Source organism: Ramlibacter sp. GS1-15 (assembly GCF_057785015.1).
Genome location: NZ_JBYNTU010000001.1, coordinates 2,139,718 through 2,156,680, shown reverse-complemented (window position 1 = coordinate 2,156,680; position 16,963 = coordinate 2,139,718). Strand labels below are relative to the sequence as shown.

Sequence of the window (16,963 nt, the reverse complement as noted above, 5' to 3'; positions counted from 1 at the left end):
CCACCTATCCTTCAGTCGGGCGCGAACGCCGGGCGCACGGGCTATCGTGCAAGCCTCCGATCAACTCAACCGGGAAAAGAAGATGAAACGACTCACCACCACCATGTTGTCCGCGGCCACCGCCATCGCGCTGGCCGGCTGCGCAGCCGACGGCACCATGAGCGACACGGGCCGCAACAGCGCGATCGGCGCTGGTCTCGGCGCGCTCGCCGGTGCGGCGATCGGCGGCAATTCGAAGGGGGCACTGATCGGTGCCGGCGTGGGCGCGGCGGGCGGCTACGTCTGGTCGAAGCACATGGAAGAAAAGAAGGCCGCGATGGAGCGCGCGACGGCCGGCACCGGGGTCGCGGTGGCGCAGACGGCGGACAACCGCCTGAAGGTCGACGTACCGGCGGACGCCGGGTTCGCCACCGGCCGCGCCGACATCAACCCGCGGCTGCGCCCGATCCTCGACCAGTTCGCGAGCGGGCTCGCCAGCCAGCCCGGCACCGATGTGCGCATCATCGGCCACACCGACAACACCGGTTCGGACGAGCTGAACGACCGCTTGTCGCTCGCTCGGGCGCAGGCCGTGCGCGACTACGTCGTTTCGCGCGGCGTGCGTCCCGAAGTGATCCAGATCGCAGGCCGCGGCGAGCATGAGCCGGTGGCCGACAACAGCACGGAAGCCGGCCGTGCGCGCAACCGCCGCGTGGAAATCTTCCTGGGCGATCGCGCCAACGTCGCCGCGCGCTGAGCCCGCGAATCAGAGGCGCGAAAAGTATTCGCGCCTCTGGAACTCGTCCTTGTCCTCGGCGGCATCGAAACGCGCGAGTTCCGACTGCTTGATCCGGGTGAAGTAATCGACGAACGTCGTGCCGAAGGCATTCACCAGTGTGGTGTCGGCGCGAAGCGCTTCGAGTGCTTCGCCCAGCGAGGTCGGGAGCATCGTCGCGGCCGTGCCGTAGGGCGCGTCGGTCGCAGCGGGCGGCTGCAATTTGCGCTCGATGCCGTCCAGCCCCGCGTGGATTTGCGACGCCACATAGAGATAGGGATTCGCCGCTGGTTCGCCGATCCGGTTCTCGATGCGCATCGTGCCTGTGCCGGGCTCGCCGATCACGCGCAGCATGGCGCCGCGGTTGTCGCGTCCCCAGACCACGGCCTGGGGTGCCAGCGCGTTGGGCCGGAAGCGACCGAAGCCATTGGCGGTGGGCGTGCAGAACACGGCCATCGCTCGCGCGTGCTCGAGCAGGCCGGCGAGGTAGTGCATGTTCGTGGCGTTCGCGCCGGTTCGCAGGTCCAGCAGTGATTGGTGAAGGTGCCAGCCGCTGGACATGATGTTCGGGAAGGGCGGGCGGCACATGAAGCTGGCGTGAAAGCCCCTGCGGCGCAGCGCCTGCTTCACGGCATTGCGGAACAGCACCATGTTGTCGGCCGCCGTGAGCGCATCGGTGGCGTCGAACACCGCCTCGACCTGGCTGGGCCCCAGTTCGATTTCGAGCGAACACAGCGGCAGGCCCAGGCCCTGCGCCGTGTGCTGCACGATGCGCAATGGTTCCTCGGCCATGTCGAACCAGGCCTCGTTGAGCAGGTTGTAGCCGGGGTGGATCATCGCCACTCCCGGCGGCGGGCCGGGCCATGCGGCCTGCTGCGGATCGAGCTGCGCAACGGTGTCCTGGATGCGGTAGATGTGGAACTCGATCTCCAGTCCGCACTTCATGCCGAGCCCCGCACCGGCGAGCCGCTCGAGCGCGGCCTGCAGGATGCGGCGCGTGTCGAGTTCGACGGGCCGGCCGTCCTGGAACCAGGGCTGCGCCTGCATCCAGCCCGTCGAAGGCGTCCACGGCAATTGGCGAAAGCTGTCCGGGTCCGGGCGCAGCACGAGGTTGCTCGCGAACTCGAAGCCGGGGAGACCGGCTGTACCGCCCGGCTCGAACACCTTGAACGCCGTGCGGTCGGAGGTGTCCTTGAGCATCAGCGTGCTGACCATGCCGACGCCTTCATCCAGCGCGCGGATGGCAGCCCTGGCGGTCAGCGTCTTGCCGCGCGTGACGCCGTGCAGGTCGCACCACACGATCCGCACGAGCTCCAGGCCCGCCGATCCGATCAGACGCGCAACGCGCTGCGCGGCTTCCGTCATGCGGCGACGGGAGTTTTCAACCAGGGCGCGTGCTCGCGCCTGGCGCGCACCTGTTCGCGCCACCAGGCCGGCCATTCGCCCGCCGGTGCGATGCCATCGACCGTGTCGGGGCCGACGAGCGCGCCGGCATTGGCCGGGTCGGCCGCGCCGGGCAGCACGCCCCCGGCCTGCACCGTCTCGATCGCCTTCACCAGCATCCGGCGGTTGGCGATGATCACCTTGTCGCTGGTGCCCAGGCGTTCGCGCGTGCGGTCGGCGATCGGCCCCATGCTTTCGACCGCCCACTGGTCGTGCACGTTGATGTCTTCCTCGCCCATGCCGAGGAAGGTGCGCGTGCGCTGCTCTTCGGGATTGAAGCCCCAGTCGTTGTGGCGGCCGGACTTCGGGATGTAGTCCGGCAGCGAGATGAATTGCAGCCGCTGCGCGCGCATCGCTTCCTTGTCGACCGGGCCCGCGAAGCTGGTGAAGATCGAATACCAGTAGGTATGCGTGTCGTCCACCGGGAGGTGCATCTGCGTGATCGTGAGCGTCTCCGACAGCGGGATGACGAAGGTGTGCGGAAAGATCGCCTGTGTCACGCGCACGTGCGTGAGCTGCTCGGTCATGGGCCGCAGCGCCGTGAGCTGCAGGCCCCAAGGCATGCTCTCGTAGCTGATCTCGGGCCGATGGAACTCGCGCATGATGCGCGTCATCGGCCAGCGCTCGCCGCCGATGTCGCCCGCGGCCGCGCTGCGGAACTGCTTGCCGGCGGGGTTCTCGCCGATCGCATCCAGCGGCTCGTCGGACAGGAACCGGTGCAGGAACGAGGGGTGCGCGGGGTCGATGCCGACTTCGAACGCCTGCAGCCAGTTGCAGTTCCACAAGCCCTTGAAGGCGAAGGTGTGCGACGACGGCGCGGCGAAGCAATCGAAGCCGGGAAAGGGCGGCGGCGTCGATCCTTCCGCGCCCAGCCACGCGAACAGGATGCCGCTCATTTCCACCACCGGGTAATTGCGATGCTTCACGCCTTCGCAGAACTTGCTGCCCGGCGGTTCCGCAGGCGTTTCGAGGCAACGTCCCGCGACGTCGAACTTCCAGCCGTGGAACGGGCAGCGCAGCCCGTCGCCTTCGTTGCGGCCGAACGAGAGGTCGGCGCCGCGATGCGGGCAATTGCGATCCAGCAGCCCCCAGCGCGCCTGCGCATCACGGAAGAGCACCAGGTCCTGGCCGAGCACGCGGACGGCCTTCACGGGCCGCGCTGCCATGCGCGCATCGAGCCTGGGATCGAACTCGTCGACCAGCGCCACCGGTTGCCAGTAGCTGCGCATGACCGCGCCGCATGCGGTGCCGGGACCGATGCGCGTGAGCAGTTCGTTCTGTTCGGCCTTCATCGGATCAGTTTATCCTTGGCGGTGCCATGAAGCTATACAACTACTTCCGCTCGTCCGCGTCGTTCCGCGTTCGCATCGCGCTGCAACTCAAGGGGCTGCCCTACGAGTACGTGCCGGTGCACATCGCCAAGGGCGAACACAAGAAGGAAGCATACGCCGCGATCTCGCCGGCGACCCTCGTGCCCACGCTCGTCACCGATGACGGCGAGCGGCTCGAACAGTCGATGGCGATCATCGAATACCTCGACGAGACGCACCCCGAGCCGCCGATGCTGCCGCGGGATCCCCTGGCGCGTGCGCAGGTGCGGGCGCTGTCGCAGCTGATCGCCTGCGAGATCCATCCGCTCAACAACCTGCGGGTATTGAAGTACCTCGTGCGCGAGATGGGCGTGGACGACGACAAGAAGGCCACCTGGTACCGGCACTGGGTGCGCGACGGCCTGGAAGCGTTCGAGCGTGAACTGGCGCGCTTGCCGCAATCGACCTACTGCTTCGGCGAGACACCGACCATGGCGGACTGCTGCCTGGTGCCGCAGATCTTCAACGGCAAGCGCTTCGACACGAACTTCGACGGCCTCACGCGCACGATGGCCGTCTTCGACAACTGCATGAAGCACCCGGCGTTCCAGCAGGCGCAGCCTTCGAGCTGCCCGGACAACGAGCCCTGATGATGCATCCGGCCGACTGGCTCGTTCCCGACTGGCCCGCGCCGGCGAACGTGCGCGCCGTGTGCTCGACGCGCACGGGCGGGTGTTCGAGCGGCGCGTACGAGAGCCTGAACCTCGGCGATCATGTCGGCGATGACCGCGAGCGCGTCGCTCGCAACCGCGCGATCTTCGAGCGGGCGATCGCTGCACGGCCGGTCTACATGAAGCAGGTGCATGGCACGGCCGGGGTCGTCGCGCTGGATGGACTCAGCGAAGACGGTGTCGAAGGCGATGGCTGCGTGACCCAGGTTCCCGGCGTCGCGTGCACGATCATGGTGGCCGACTGCCTGCCGGTCCTCTTCGCGGCGCAGGACGGATCGCGTGTCGGCGCATCGCATGCGGGATGGCGCGGGCTCGCCGGCGGCATCGTCGAAGCGACGGCTGCGCAGCTTGCGCCGGCAAGCGAGTTGATCGCGTGGCTGGGCCCGTGCATCGGTCCCGAGGCATTCGAGGTCGGGCCCGAAGTGAAAGCGGCATTCGAGGCACACGATCCCGCGGCGGCACGTCACTTCGAGCCGTATGGAGCAGGCAAGTGGCTGGCCGACTTGCCCGCACTGGCGCGCATGCGCCTCCGAGCGCTCGGCGTCACCCGCATGCACGGCAACGACGGCTCGCGCGCGTGGTGCACGGTGGCGAACCCTGCGAGGTTCTTTTCGCACCGGCGGGACCGCGTCAGCGGGCGTTTCGCCGCCGCTGTCTGGCTCGCCTGATACACCGCTCGCAAGACAGGCGGCGCTCCTAGGAGTACAACCCGAACGCAAGGATCGGCGACAGCGAGCGGCTGAATGTTGCACTGCAACATCAATCGTGTGATACTCGGGTTAACCCGGAAAACAAGGGTACCCAGGAGACAAGGATGAATTCAGTGCCGGATTGGGCGCAGAACGCCCAGCAATTCCAGAAGAGCTTGGGCGATCACTGGGTCCAGGCGCTGCAGTCCTTCGGCGGACTGGCAAGCGGCGCTGCGCTGCCGGCGTTGCCCAGCCTCCCGGATTTCCCGCACATCACCTTCTCCCCGGAAAAGCTCGAGGCCCTGCAACAGGCCTACCTGAAGGAAGCCGCCGAGCTCTGGAACACCGGCCTGACGACGAACCTCGCGCGGGACAAGCGCTTCTCGTCCGACGCATGGGCGCAGAACCCCATGGCGGCGTACACGGCCGCGATGTACTTGCTCAACGCGCGCACGCTGCTGGGCATGGTCGAGGCCGCGGAAACGGACCCGAAGACCAAGGCGCGCCTGCGCTTCGCCGTCGAGCAATGGATGGCGGCGTCGGCGCCGAGCAATTTCATGGCGCTGAATGCCGAGGCGCAGAAGAGGGCGCTCGACACCAAGGGCGAAAGCATCGCCAAGGGCATGCAGAACCTGCTGAACGACATCCAGCAGGGCCATGTCTCGATGACCGACGAAAGCGTCTTCGAAGTCGGCAAGAACGTCGCGACGACCGAAGGCGCCGTGGTCTACGAGAACGACCTGTTCCAGCTGATCGAATACAAGCCGCTCACGAAGCAGGTGTACGAGCGCCCCTTCCTCGTCATCCCGCCTTGCATCAACAAGTTCTATATCCTCGACCTGCAGCCCGACAACTCGCTCGTGCGCTATCTCGTGGAGCAAGGCCATCGCACCTTCGTCATGAGCTGGCGCAATCCCGACGAGTCGCTCGAAGGCAAGACCTGGGACGACTACATCGACGAGGGCCCGATCGAGGCGATCGGCGTCGTGCGCGAGATTACGCAGGCCAAGCAGATCAACGCGCTGGGCTTCTGCGTCGGCGGCACCATCCTCGGCACCGCACTCGCCGTGCTTGCCGCGCGCGGCGAGAAGCCGCTGGCTTCGGCCACCTTCCTCACCGCGCTGCTGGACTTCAAGGAAACGGGCGTGCTCGATGTCTTCATCGACGAGAGCTTCGTCAAGTTCCGTGAGATGCAGATGGGCAAGAGCGGCCTGCTCAAGGGCCAGGAGCTCGCGTCCACCTTCAGCTTCCTGCGCCCGAACGACCTCGTGTGGAACTACGTCGTCGGCAACTACCTGAAGGGCGAGACGCCGCCGCCGTTCGATCTGCTTTACTGGAACAGCGATTCCACGAACCTGCCGGGGCCGATGTACGCCTGGTACCTGCGCAATACCTACCTCGAGAACAATCTGGTGAAGCCCGGCAAGGCGACGGTGTGCGGCGAAAAGGTGGACCTGCGCAAGATCGACATCCCGGCCTACATCTACGGCTCGCGCGAAGACCATATCGTGCCGATCGGCGGTGCGTATGCATCGACGCAGGTGCTGCCGGGCAAGAAGCGCTTCGTGATGGGCGCGTCGGGCCACATCGCGGGGGTGATCAACCCGCCGTCCAAGAACAAGCGCTCGTACTGGACCAATGACAAGCTGCCCAGGACGCATGCGGAATGGCTGGCGGGCGCAAAGGAGCATCCCGGCAGCTGGTGGACCGACTGGGCTGCGTGGCTGAAGTCCCACGCGGGCAAGCAAGTCGCGGCGCCGAAGAACTTCGGCCGCGGCAAGTACAAGGTGATCGAGCCCGCGCCGGGCCGGTATGTGAAGGCGAAAGCTTAAGGAGAGACCTGAATGGAAGACATCGTCATCGTTTCCGCCGTGCGCACGGCGGTGGGCAAGTTCGGCGGCACGCTCGCCAAGACCCCGGCGCCCGAGCTCGGCGCGATCGTGATCAAGGAGGCGCTCGAGCGTGCCAAGGTCAAGCCTGAGCAGGTGAGCGAAGTGATCATGGGCCAGGTGCTCGCGGCCGGCGCGGGCCAGAACCCCGCGCGCCAGGCGCTGCTGAAGGCCGGCCTGCCGAAGGAAGTGCCGGGCCTGACGATCAACGCCGTCTGCGGCTCGGGCCTGAAGGCCGTGATGCTCGCGGCACAGGCGATTGCCTGGGGCGACGCGGAGATCGTCGTTGCCGGCGGCCAGGAGAACATGAGCGCCGCGCCGCACGTTCTGATGAACTCCCGCGAAGGCCAACGCATGGGCGACTGGAAGATGATCGATTCGATGATCGTGGACGGCCTGTGGGACGTCTACAACCAGTACCACATGGGCGTCACCGCCGAGAACGTGGCGAAGAAGTTCGAAGTCTCGCGCGAACAGCAGGACGCGCTGGCACTCGCCAGCCAGCAGAAGGCCGCGGCCGCGCAGGAAGCCGGCAAGTTCAAGGAAGAGATCGTGCCGGTCACGATCCCGCAGAAGAAGGGCGACCCCATCGTCTTCGCTGCGGATGAGTTCATCAACAAGAAGACCAGCGCCGAAGCGCTGGCCGGCCTGCGCCCCGCTTTCGACAAGAGCGGCACGGTGACGGCGGGCAACGCGTCGGGCATCAATGATGGCGCCGCAGCCGTGGTGGTGATGAGCGCGAAGAAGGCGAAGGAGCTGGGCCTCACGCCGCTGGCCCGCATCGTGTCGTTCGGCACCAGCGGGCTCGATCCCGCCACGATGGGCATGGGCCCGGTGCCCGCGACGAAGAAGGCGCTGCAGCGCGCCGGCTGGAGCGCGGCCGACGTGAACCTGTTCGAGCTGAACGAAGCTTTCGCCGCGCAGGCGTGCGCAGTGAACAAGGAGCTTGGCATCGATCCTGCGAAGGTCAATGTCAATGGCGGCGCGATCGCCATCGGGCACCCGATCGGTGCGTCCGGCTGCCGCATCCTCGTCACGCTTCTGCATGAAATGAAACGGCGCGAAGCGAAGAAGGGCGTGGCCGCGCTGTGCATCGGCGGCGGCATGGGGGTTTCCCTCGCCGTGGAGCGCGCCTGAAAGAGTACAAGAACAAGTCGCACACACACCCAGGAGCACAACGATGAGCCAACAGAAAGTCGCCTACGTCACCGGTGGCATGGGCGGGATCGGCACCGCGATCTGCCAGCGCCTGCACAAGGAAGGTTTCAAGGTGATCGCGGGTTGCGGCCCGAGCCGCGACTACACGAAATGGCTGAACGAGCAGAGCGCGCTGGGCTTCACCTTCTACGCGTCGGTCGGCAACGTGAGCAGCTGGGAATCCACCGTCGAAGCCTTCAGCAAGGCCAAGGCGGAACACGGCCCCATCGACGTGCTCGTGAATAACGCCGGCATCACGCGCGACCGCCTGTTCATCAAGATGACGCGCGAGGACTGGGACGCGGTGATCGACACCAACCTCAATTCGATGTTCAACGTCACCAAGCAGGTGGTGGGCGACATGGTCGAGCGCGGCTTCGGCCGCATCATCAACATCAGCTCGGTGAACGGCGAGAAGGGCCAGGCCGGCCAGACCAACTACTCGGCGGCCAAGGCCGGCATGCACGGCTTCACGATGGCGCTGGCGCAGGAGCTCGCGAGCAAGGGCGTCACGGTGAACACCGTGAGCCCCGGCTACATCGGCACCGACATGGTCAAGGCCGTGCGTCCCGACGTGCTCGAGAAGATCGTGGCGACCATTCCGGTCAAGCGCCTCGGCGAGCCCGGCGAGATCGCGTCCATCGTCGCGTGGCTGGCGTCCGAAGAAGCGGGCTACTCGACCGGGGCGGACTTCTCCGTCAACGGCGGGCTGCACATGGGCTGACCGCCCGGACACCCAAAGCAAGGCCCGCTTCATGCGGGCCTTGCTTTTTGAGCGTCATCCGTGCTGGCAAAGCCGCATGCGGGCGGACCCCGGCGCGCGGTCGGCTCGTCCGCCTCGCGCACCTGTCGGCGCACTCGGCGGCAAACCTGCACCAGCCGCTCCTGCGGCCCGCGCGGGGCAACTCGTCTGGAGTTGGGGGCGCACCCCCAACTCCAGACTCAAACAATCCCCGCGAGCCAGAAACGAGCGCATCGCTCGATTCGCTGCGCTCTCGCAAGCGATGCTGGGTCCGCAGGAGCAGCCGGCGCAGGCGAGCCGCCCTGATGGCGCGCCGGGGTCCGCCCGCACGCGGCTTTGCTTTAAGCGCCCGGGGTGTCCGGTCGATCGCCAACGGCTGTGTCCAGCAAATCGGTGCGTGGGTGGGCCGTCTCGCGCGATCGGGGCGCTGCGCCTGCGCTGGATGCCTCTTGCGGCGCAGCGCGGCTTGCGAGAGCGAAGCGGATCGAGCCGAGGCGACTGTTTCTGGCTGCGGGAGATTGTTTGAGTCTGGAGTTTGCCGGTGCGCCGGCAAACTCCAGACGAGTTGCTCCCGCGCGCCGCAAGAGGCGTCCAGCGCAGGGACCCGGCCGCCAGGCCGGCGCAGCGACCGCGCGGGACGGCCCGCCCACGCGCCGATTTGCCATCTATCGATCCGTGACGAGATCCTCGATCACGAAGTGCCGGTACTTCTGGGCGTACGAGATCTTCGCGTCCTTCAGCGCATCCATCACGCGTTCGGTGTCTTTCGCCGAGGGCGCCGGCACGAGCAGCGCGTGATGCCCCTCGCGCGCGAGCTCCTCGTAGTGGCGCGCGGTCTCGCCTTCCGTGCCGGGCGAAGGCAGCCCTTCCTCGTGCAGGACGGTGAATGCCACCTTGTCGTGGATGTCCTGCGGCGTGAGCAGGCAGATCGAGCCACCGTCGTAGCCGGAACTGATCAGCTTCCTTTCCGCATCCAGCGCGTCCTGCGCGGTGGGGAACATGAGGACGACATGGCCTGTGGGATAGAACACGCCTCCCAGCGTGAACATCCTCGATTCGGGTGAAAAGGACTTCATGCGTCCAGCTTCCCCCCGGGCCATGGCCTTGTCAATCGGCCGGGAGCCCTTCCTCCAGCCCATCCGTCAGGGCGAGCCGTCTCCGGCATGATGGGACAATCGGGGGCAGTGACTTCCGCCCCGCATCCCGCCCCCGATCACTGGCGCCTGAGCGTCGCCCCGATGATGGACTGGACGGACCGGCATTGCCGGTTCTTCCATCGCCTGCTGACGCGCCGCGCTGTGCTCTACACCGAGATGGTCACCCAAGGCGCGCTCGTGCATGGCGACGTGCCGCGCCATCTGGACTTCGATCCGCAAGAGCATCCCGTCGCGCTGCAGCTCGGCGGCAGCGACACGCATGAGCTCGCCCACAGCGCGCGCCTGGGCGAGCAATGGGGCTACGACGAGATCAACCTCAATTGCGGCTGCCCCAGCGAGCGGGTCCAGCGCGGATCGTTCGGCGCCTGCCTCATGGCCGAGCCGCAGCTCGTCGCCGACTGCGTCAAGGCGATGCACGATGCCGTGAACGTCCCTGTCACCGTGAAGCACCGGATCGGCATCGACAAGACCGAGAGCTACGAGTTCGTGCGCGATTTCGTCGGCACGGTGAGCGAGGCCGGCTGCAAGGTCTTCTTCGTCCATGCGCGCAACGCATGGCTGAAGGGCCTGTCGCCCAAGGAAAACCGCGAGGTGCCGCCGCTGCGCTACGAGCTGGTGTACCGGCTCAAGCGCGACTTCCCGCACCTGGTGTTCTCGCTCAACGGCGGGATCACGGCGGATGACCACGTGCGCGAGGCGCTGGCCAACGTGGATGGCGCGATGATCGGCCGCGAGGCCTACCACAACCCCTGGTGGCTCGCCTCGTGGGATCACGCCTTCTATGGCGACCCCGAGCGGGACATCACGCGCGAGTCGGTCGAGATCGCGATGGCCGACTACATGGCGCGCGAGGCCAAGGCGCATGGCACGCCCTGGTCCAGCATCGCCCGGCACATGCTGGGCCTGCGTAACGGTCTGCCGGGCGCGCGCCGCTGGCGCCAGGTGTGGAGCGACCACAAGCTGCGCGAGTCCGATCCGCATGACGTGATGGCCCTGGCGAACGAGCAGCTGGCCCGGGCGGCCTGAGGCCCCGCTGGCTTGCACCGAGTGACAGGATCCGGCCAAATGCTTTAAACTTAAATTATCTAGGTCTGGAGCAATCATGAAGATCGTCTGCATCGGCGGCGGCCCGGCAGGGCTGTATTTCGCGCTCCTGATGAAGAAGCAGGACCCCCGGCACGAGATCACGGTGGTCGAGCGCAACCGGCCGTACGACACATTCGGCTGGGGTGTGGTGTTCTCGGACCAGACGCTGGGCAACCTGAAGGCCGCCGACGCGCCCACCGCGGACGAGATCCTCGACGCGTTCAACCACTGGGACGACATCGAGGTCCACATTCGCGGTCACCGGGTCCGCTCGGGTGGCCACGGCTTTGCCGGCATCGGGCGCAAGCGGCTGCTGAACATCCTGCAGCGCCGCTGCGAAGGGCTGGGCGTCAAGCTCGTGTTCGAGACCGACGTGCAGGGCGACGAGCAATTTCCCGAGGCCGACCTCGTCATCGCCAGCGACGGCCTGAACAGCCGCATCCGCACGAAATACACGGCCACCTACCAGCCCGACGTCGACCTGCGCAAATGCCGCTTCGTCTGGCTGGGCACGCACAGGAAGTTCGAGGCGTTCACGTTCGCCTTCGAGGAGACCGAGCACGGCTGGTTCCAGGCGCACGCCTACCAGTTCGACGGCGACACCTCGACCTTCATCGTGGAGACACCCGAGGAGGTCTGGCTGAAGGCGGGCATCGACAAGATGTCGAAGGAGGAGTCGATCGCGTACTGCGAGAAGCTCTTCGCCAGGTATCTCGACGGGCACAAGCTGATGTCGAACGCATCGCACCTGCGCGGCTCGGCGCAGTGGATCCGGTTTCCGCGCGTGGTGTGCAAGACCTGGGTACACCACAACGGCCGCGCGCCTGTCGTGCTGATGGGCGATGCGGCGCACACGGCGCACTTCTCGGTCGGCTCGGGGACGAAGCTGGCGCTGGAGGACGCGATCGAGCTCGCGCGCTGCGTCGCCCGATCGAACGGCGACCTGGCGCAGGCCCTGCGCGACTACGAAGCCGTGCGCAGTGTCGAGGTGCTCAAGATCCAGAACGCCGCGCGCAACTCCACCGAATGGTTCGAGAACGTCGCGCGCTACGTGAACCTGCCGCCGGAGCAGTTCGCGTATTCGCTGCTCACGCGCAGCCAGCGCATCAGCCACGAGAACCTGCGGCTGCGCGACAGGGACTATGTCGAGGACTACGAGGACTGGATCGCCGAACGCGCTGGCCTGCAGCGCGCGCCTGCGCAGCAGCCGGTGCCGCCGATGTTCACGCCCTTCACCGTGCGCGGCGTGACGCTGAAGAACCGGGTCGTGGTGTCGCCGATGGCCCAGTATTCGTGCGTGGACGGCGTGCCGGGCGACTACCACCTGGTGCACCTGGGCTCGCGGGCGATGGGCGGGGCGGGGCTCGTGTTCGTGGAGATGACCTGCCCGACGGCCGACGCGCGCATCACGCCCGGCTGCCCGGGCCTGTGGAACGAGCAGCAGCGCGATGGCTTCAAGCGCATAGTCGACTATGTGCATCGGTGGTCGGACGCCAGGATCGGCATGCAGCTCGGTCACGCGGGCCCGAAAGGCTCGACGCGGGTGCCGTGGGAAGGCGAGGACCAGCCGCTCGCCTCGGGCAACTGGCCGCTGATTTCCGCTTCCCCGGAGCAGTACATCGATGGCGTGAGCGACTGGTCACGCGCCATGAACCGCACCGACATGGACCGCGTGCGCGACGACTTCGTTCGCAGTACGCGCTATGCGGTCGAGGCCGGGTTCGACTGGCTCGAGCTGCACTGCGCCCACGGCTACCTGCTGTCGAGCTTCATCTCGCCGCTCACGAACCTGCGCACCGACGAATACGGCGGCTCGCTCGAGAACCGGCTGCTTTACCCGCTCGAAGTGTTCGAAGCCATGCGCGCCGTCTGGCCCCAGCACCTGCCGATGTCCGTGCGCATCTCGGCCCACGACTGGGTGGAAGGCGGCATCACGCCGGATGACGCGGTGGAGATCGCGAAGATGTTCAAGGCGGCGGGCGCCGACATGATCGACTGCTCCTCGGGGCAGGTGAGCAGGAAGCAAAAGCCCGTGTACGGCCGGATGTACCAGACGCCGTTCGCCGACCGCATCCGCAACGAGGCGGGCATCGCGACGATCGCCGTCGGCGCGATCTCCGAAGCAGACCACGTCAACAGCATCATCGCCGCCGGCCGGGCCGACCTGTGCGCGATCGCGCGGCCGCACCTCGCGAATCCGCAATGGACCCTGCTGGAGGCCGCGAAGATCGGCTACCACGACCTGCGCTGGCCGGTGCAGTACCTGTCGGGCAAGTCGCAGCTCGAACGCAACCTCGAACGCGAAAAACAGATGGCGGCGCAAGCCGCGGAGACAGCGAATGAACGATTCAACTGAACGCGCCGACGATCGTGTGTCGCCGGCGCTGGTCGCGGGCAACCGCAAGCAGCTCGCGGGCTACCGCGCCACGCATTTCAAGTGGGAAGCGAGCGGCGCGGTCGCGACGATCACGCTCGACCGGCCCGAGCGCAAGAACCCGCTGACGTTCGACTCGTACGCCGAACTGCGCGATTTGTTCGGTCAATTGAAGTACGCGACGGATATCCACGCCGTCGTGATCGTCGGCGCGGGCGACAACTTCTGCTCCGGCGGCGATGTGCACGAGATCATCGGCCCGCTGGTGAAATTGAAGGCACCGGAACTGCTGATGTTCACGCGCATGACGGGCGACCTGGTGAAGGCGATGCGCGCCTGCCCGCAGCCGATCGTCGCCGCGATCGACGGCGTCTGTGCCGGCGCCGGCGCGATCATCGCGATGGCGTCCGACCTGCGACTGGGCACGGCGCGCAGCAAGACGGCGTTCCTGTTCAACCGCGTGGGCCTCGCCGGCTGCGACATGGGCGCGTGCGCGATGCTGCCCCGGATCATCGGGCAGGGCCGGGCGAGCGAGTTGCTCTATACCGGCCGCTCGCTCGGCGGCGAGGAGGCGGAGCGCTGGGGATTCCTGAACCGGCTCGCCGAACCCGGTGCCTTGCTCGCCGAGGCGCAGAAGCTCGCCGCCGACCTGGCGCAGGGACCGACCTTCGCCAACGGCATCACCAAGACGATGCTCCACCAGGAATGGGCGATGACGATCGAGCAGGCGATCGAAGCCGAGGCGCAGGCCCAGGCCATCTGCATGATGACCGAGGACTTCACGCGGGCGTACGACGCCTTCGTCGCGAAGGGCAGGCCGAAGTTCGAGGGCAACTGACATGGCCGACGAGAGCTACCTCGACTGGCCGTTTTTCGAAGAGCGGCACCGGCAACTCGCGCGCGAGCTCGACACCTGGGCGGCGCGGAACGTGGCCGACCACCATGGCGGCGATGTCGATGATCAATGCCGCACACTCGTGCGCAAGCTCGGGACCGCGGGCTGGCTGCGACACGCGGTGGGCGAGAAGATCGACACGCGGGCGATCTGCCTGATCCGCGAAACGCTGGCGCGCCACAACGGCCTGGCGGACTTCGCCTTTGCCATGCAAGGATTGGGCAGCGGCGCCATCACGCTGCAAGGCACTTCCGGGCAGAAGGCGCGGTACTTGCCGCGAGTCGCCAAAGGCGAGGCGATCGCCGCTTTCGCGCTCTCCGAGCCGGAAGCCGGATCGGACGTGGCCGCGATGCAGTGCAGTGCCCACATCGACGGCGATCACGCGGTGATCAACGGCGAGAAGACCTGGATCTCCAACGGCGGCATCGCGGACTTCTACGTCGTGTTCTGCCGCACGGGCGAGGCGCCGGGCGCGCGGGGCATCTCCGCCTTCATCGTCGACGCGGGCACGCCCGGCTTCGAGATCGCGGAGCGAATCGACGTGATCGCGCCGCACCCACTGGCGCGCCTCAAGTTCACGAATTGCCGCGTGCCTCTGTCGCAACGCGTCGGTGAGGCGGGGGAGGGCTTCAAGGTGGCGATGCGCACGCTCGACGTGTTCCGCACGTCGGTCGCCGCCGCGGCGCTCGGCTTCGCGCGCCGCGCGCTCGAGGAGGCGCTCGCGCGCGCGACCACGCGCAAGATGTTCAACCAGTCGCTGGCCGACTTCCAGCTGACGCAGGCGAAACTCGCGCAGATGGCGACGACGATCGACGGCTCCGCGCTGCTCATCTACCGCGCGGCCTGGCAGCGCGACCAGGGGCGCGGCGTGACGAAGGAGGCCGCCATGGCCAAACTCACGGCCACCGAAGGCGCGCAGCAGGTGATCGACGCCGCCGTGCAGATCTTCGGCGGCATGGGCGTGCAGAGCGACAACGTGGTCGAGCGGCTGTATCGCGAGATCCGGCCGCTGCGCATCTACGAAGGCGCCAGCGAGGTGCAGCAACTCATCATCGCGCGCGAACTCTTGAAAGAAGGCCAGCCATGAGCCACGAAGCGATCCTCCCGGCCGGCTGGCCGCGGCCCAAGGGCTATGCGAACGGCGTCGTGGCGACGGGCCGCATGCTGTTCATCGCCGGCATGATCGGCTGGGACGCACAAGGCGTGTTCCATACGGACGACTTCGCCGGGCAGGCCCGGCAGGCGCTGCGCAATGTCGCCGATGTGCTCCGCGAAGCGGGCGGTCGGCCCGACAATATCGTGCGTATGACCTGGTATGTGACCGACAAGCGCGAGTACCTGGCCGCCTCCGGGGAGATCGGCCGGGCCTTCCGCGAGATCATCGGCTGCTACGACATCGCGATGACGGCGGTGGAGGTGAAGGCGCTCATCGAAGATCGCGCGAAGGTGGAGATCGAGGCGACGGCGGTTCTCTCCCAATGAGGGAGCGCAGCGCCTGGCCCATGCTGCTGGTGCTGATCAGCGGCTTCGCGCTCAGCCAGGCGTTCCGCACGGCTGCCGCAATCATGGCGCCTGCACTGTCGCAGGCGTTCCAGCTTTCCAAGCAGCAACTGGGCCTGTTCGCGGCGGCCTTCCACTTTTCGTTCGCGGGCCTGCAGCTCTTCATGGGCATGGGCATCGACGTTTATGGGCCGCGCAAGACCATCGTTACGGTCTTTCCGCTGGCGATTGCCGGTGCGCTGGTCACCGCATCCGCGCAGGACTTCGGCACGCTGGTGCTCGGGCAGGTCCTGACCGGTATCGGGTGCGCGCCGGCCTTCCTCGTCTGTACCGTGTTCATCGCGCGCCACTTCCCGACCGGGCGCTTCGCCGCCGTCAACGGCGCGGCGCTGGGCATCGGCTCGGTGGGCCTGCTGCTCACGGGCACGCCGCTCGCGTGGGTGATCGAGCGGTTCTCGTGGCGCTGGGGCTTCATCGCACTCGCGGCGCTGGCACTGCTCGCGTGGATTGCGATCTTCCTGTTCGTGCGCGAAGGATCGGCGGCCCCGGAGCGGCACAAGCTGGACGTAGCTGCGGCTCTGCGCGGCTACGGCGAGCTCTTCCGCCTGCCGCACACGATCGGCATCTTCGCGCTGGCGCTGACGACCTATTCGTCGTTCATGACCTTGCGCGGCCTGTGGCTGGCGCCCATGCTGATCGACCGGCACGCCTTCAGCCTCGTGGAGACGGGCAACGTCGCCATCGCGATCTCCGTCATCGGCATGTTCGCCGCGCCGCTGTTCGGCCGGCTGGACCCGGGCGAAGCGCGGCGCCGCCAGTGGATCGTCACGTTCGCGCTCGCCAACGCCGCCTGCTTCGCGGTCATGGCCTTCAGCCCCGGCGCTGCGGTCGAGGTCGCGCTGGCCATGGCCGTGGGCCTGATGTCCGGCTTCGGCAGCCTGCAGTACGCCGACGTGCGCTCGGCCTACCCGCCGCACATGACCGGCCGCGCCATGGCCGTGTTCACCATGGCGATGTTCCTCGGCGTCGCCGTGATGCAATGGTTCACCGGCGGCGTGGCGTCCGCCGCGAGTGCCATGCACATCGAACCCTATGCCGCGGTGCTGGGCGCCATCGCGACTTCGCTGTGCCTCGGGTGCACCGCATTCCGGGCGTTGCCGGCGCCCGCGACTAAACTCGTGAAATCCTAGGAGAAC

Annotated in this window: 15 protein-coding genes; 12 read left to right on the top strand and 3 right to left on the bottom strand. The window is 67.2% G+C overall.

All coding sequences use genetic code 11. From position 1 onward, the window contains the following. The first annotated feature begins 82 nt into the window (after positions 1–82). Positions 83–736 carry a YiaD family glycine zipper/OmpA-like lipoprotein gene (locus tag AC3EF3_RS10795; protein WP_488532153.1) on the top strand — a complete coding sequence of 218 codons (654 nt, stop codon included), beginning with the start codon at positions 83–85 and terminating at the stop codon, positions 734–736. A 9-nt stretch (positions 737–745) separates the two neighbouring features. Here AC3EF3_RS10795 and AC3EF3_RS10790 read toward each other — a convergent pair whose 3' ends face one another. Then, complete coding sequence (locus AC3EF3_RS10790; RefSeq protein WP_488532152.1) at positions 746–2,119, bottom strand: glutamine synthetase family protein; 1,374 nt, start codon at positions 2,117–2,119, stop codon at positions 746–748. Then, complete coding sequence (locus AC3EF3_RS10785; RefSeq protein WP_488532151.1) at positions 2,116–3,489, bottom strand: Rieske 2Fe-2S domain-containing protein; 1,374 nt, start codon at positions 3,487–3,489, stop codon at positions 2,116–2,118. Before AC3EF3_RS10785 ends, AC3EF3_RS10790 begins: the two co-directional genes overlap by 4 nt. Before the next feature lie 26 nt (positions 3,490–3,515). Between AC3EF3_RS10785 and maiA the strand changes: the two genes are divergently transcribed. From maiA to phbB, 5 genes are all read left to right on the top strand, one after another. Beyond that, the gene (gene maiA, locus AC3EF3_RS10780) at positions 3,516–4,157 is read left to right on the top strand and encodes a maleylacetoacetate isomerase (protein ID WP_488532150.1); all 642 of its coding nucleotides are present in this window, start codon (positions 3,516–3,518) and stop codon (positions 4,155–4,157) included. 2 nt (positions 4,158–4,159) lie between these two features. After that, positions 4,160–4,906, top strand: a complete 747-nt coding sequence (pgeF, locus tag AC3EF3_RS10775; RefSeq protein WP_488533772.1) for a peptidoglycan editing factor PgeF — start codon at positions 4,160–4,162, stop codon at positions 4,904–4,906. Between the two features lie 146 nt (positions 4,907–5,052). Continuing rightward, entirely contained in the window at positions 5,053–6,759 is a 1,707-nt protein-coding gene (locus tag AC3EF3_RS10770; RefSeq protein ID WP_488532149.1) for a PHA/PHB synthase family protein, read from the top strand. A gap of 12 nt (positions 6,760–6,771) precedes the next feature. Further along, a complete protein-coding gene (locus tag AC3EF3_RS10765) occupies positions 6,772–7,953 on the top strand; it encodes an acetyl-CoA C-acetyltransferase (protein WP_488532148.1) in 1,182 nt (393 codons plus the stop codon). Between the two features lie 43 nt (positions 7,954–7,996). After that, entirely contained in the window at positions 7,997–8,737 is a 741-nt protein-coding gene (gene phbB, locus AC3EF3_RS10760) for an acetoacetyl-CoA reductase (protein WP_488532147.1), read from the top strand. Positions 8,738–9,420: 683 nt separating this feature from the next. Here phbB and AC3EF3_RS10755 read toward each other — a convergent pair. Next, complete coding sequence (locus AC3EF3_RS10755; RefSeq protein WP_488532146.1) at positions 9,421–9,831, bottom strand: RNA-binding protein; 411 nt, start codon at positions 9,829–9,831, stop codon at positions 9,421–9,423. 90 nt (positions 9,832–9,921) lie between these two features. Here AC3EF3_RS10755 and dusA point away from each other — a divergent pair, with 90 nt between their 5' ends. The 6 genes from dusA (at position 9,922) to AC3EF3_RS10725 (ending at position 16,957) form a co-directional block, all read left to right on the top strand. After that, the gene (gene dusA, locus AC3EF3_RS10750; protein ID WP_488533771.1) at positions 9,922–10,938 is read left to right on the top strand and encodes a tRNA dihydrouridine(20/20a) synthase DusA; all 1,017 of its coding nucleotides are present in this window, start codon (positions 9,922–9,924) and stop codon (positions 10,936–10,938) included. Between the two features lie 76 nt (positions 10,939–11,014). Next, positions 11,015–13,354, top strand: a complete 2,340-nt coding sequence (locus tag AC3EF3_RS10745) for a bifunctional salicylyl-CoA 5-hydroxylase/oxidoreductase (protein WP_488532145.1) — start codon at positions 11,015–11,017, stop codon at positions 13,352–13,354. Further along, a complete protein-coding gene (locus tag AC3EF3_RS10740; protein ID WP_488532144.1) occupies positions 13,338–14,210 on the top strand; it encodes an enoyl-CoA hydratase family protein in 873 nt (290 codons plus the stop codon). Before AC3EF3_RS10745 ends, AC3EF3_RS10740 begins: the two co-directional genes overlap by 17 nt. Position 14,211: 1 nt before the next feature. After that, positions 14,212–15,354 (top strand): acyl-CoA dehydrogenase family protein, encoded by a 1,143-nt coding sequence (locus tag AC3EF3_RS10735; protein WP_488532143.1) that lies wholly within the window; start codon positions 14,212–14,214, stop codon positions 15,352–15,354. Further along, positions 15,351–15,749, top strand: a complete 399-nt coding sequence (locus AC3EF3_RS10730; RefSeq protein ID WP_488532142.1) for a RidA family protein — start codon at positions 15,351–15,353, stop codon at positions 15,747–15,749. The genes AC3EF3_RS10735 and AC3EF3_RS10730 overlap by 4 nt, the downstream gene beginning before the upstream one ends. Beyond that, positions 15,746–16,957 carry an MFS transporter gene (locus AC3EF3_RS10725; protein WP_488532141.1) on the top strand — a complete coding sequence of 404 codons (1,212 nt, stop codon included), beginning with the start codon at positions 15,746–15,748 and terminating at the stop codon, positions 16,955–16,957. The genes AC3EF3_RS10730 and AC3EF3_RS10725 overlap by 4 nt, the downstream gene beginning before the upstream one ends. Positions 16,958–16,963: the final 6 nt, after the last annotated feature.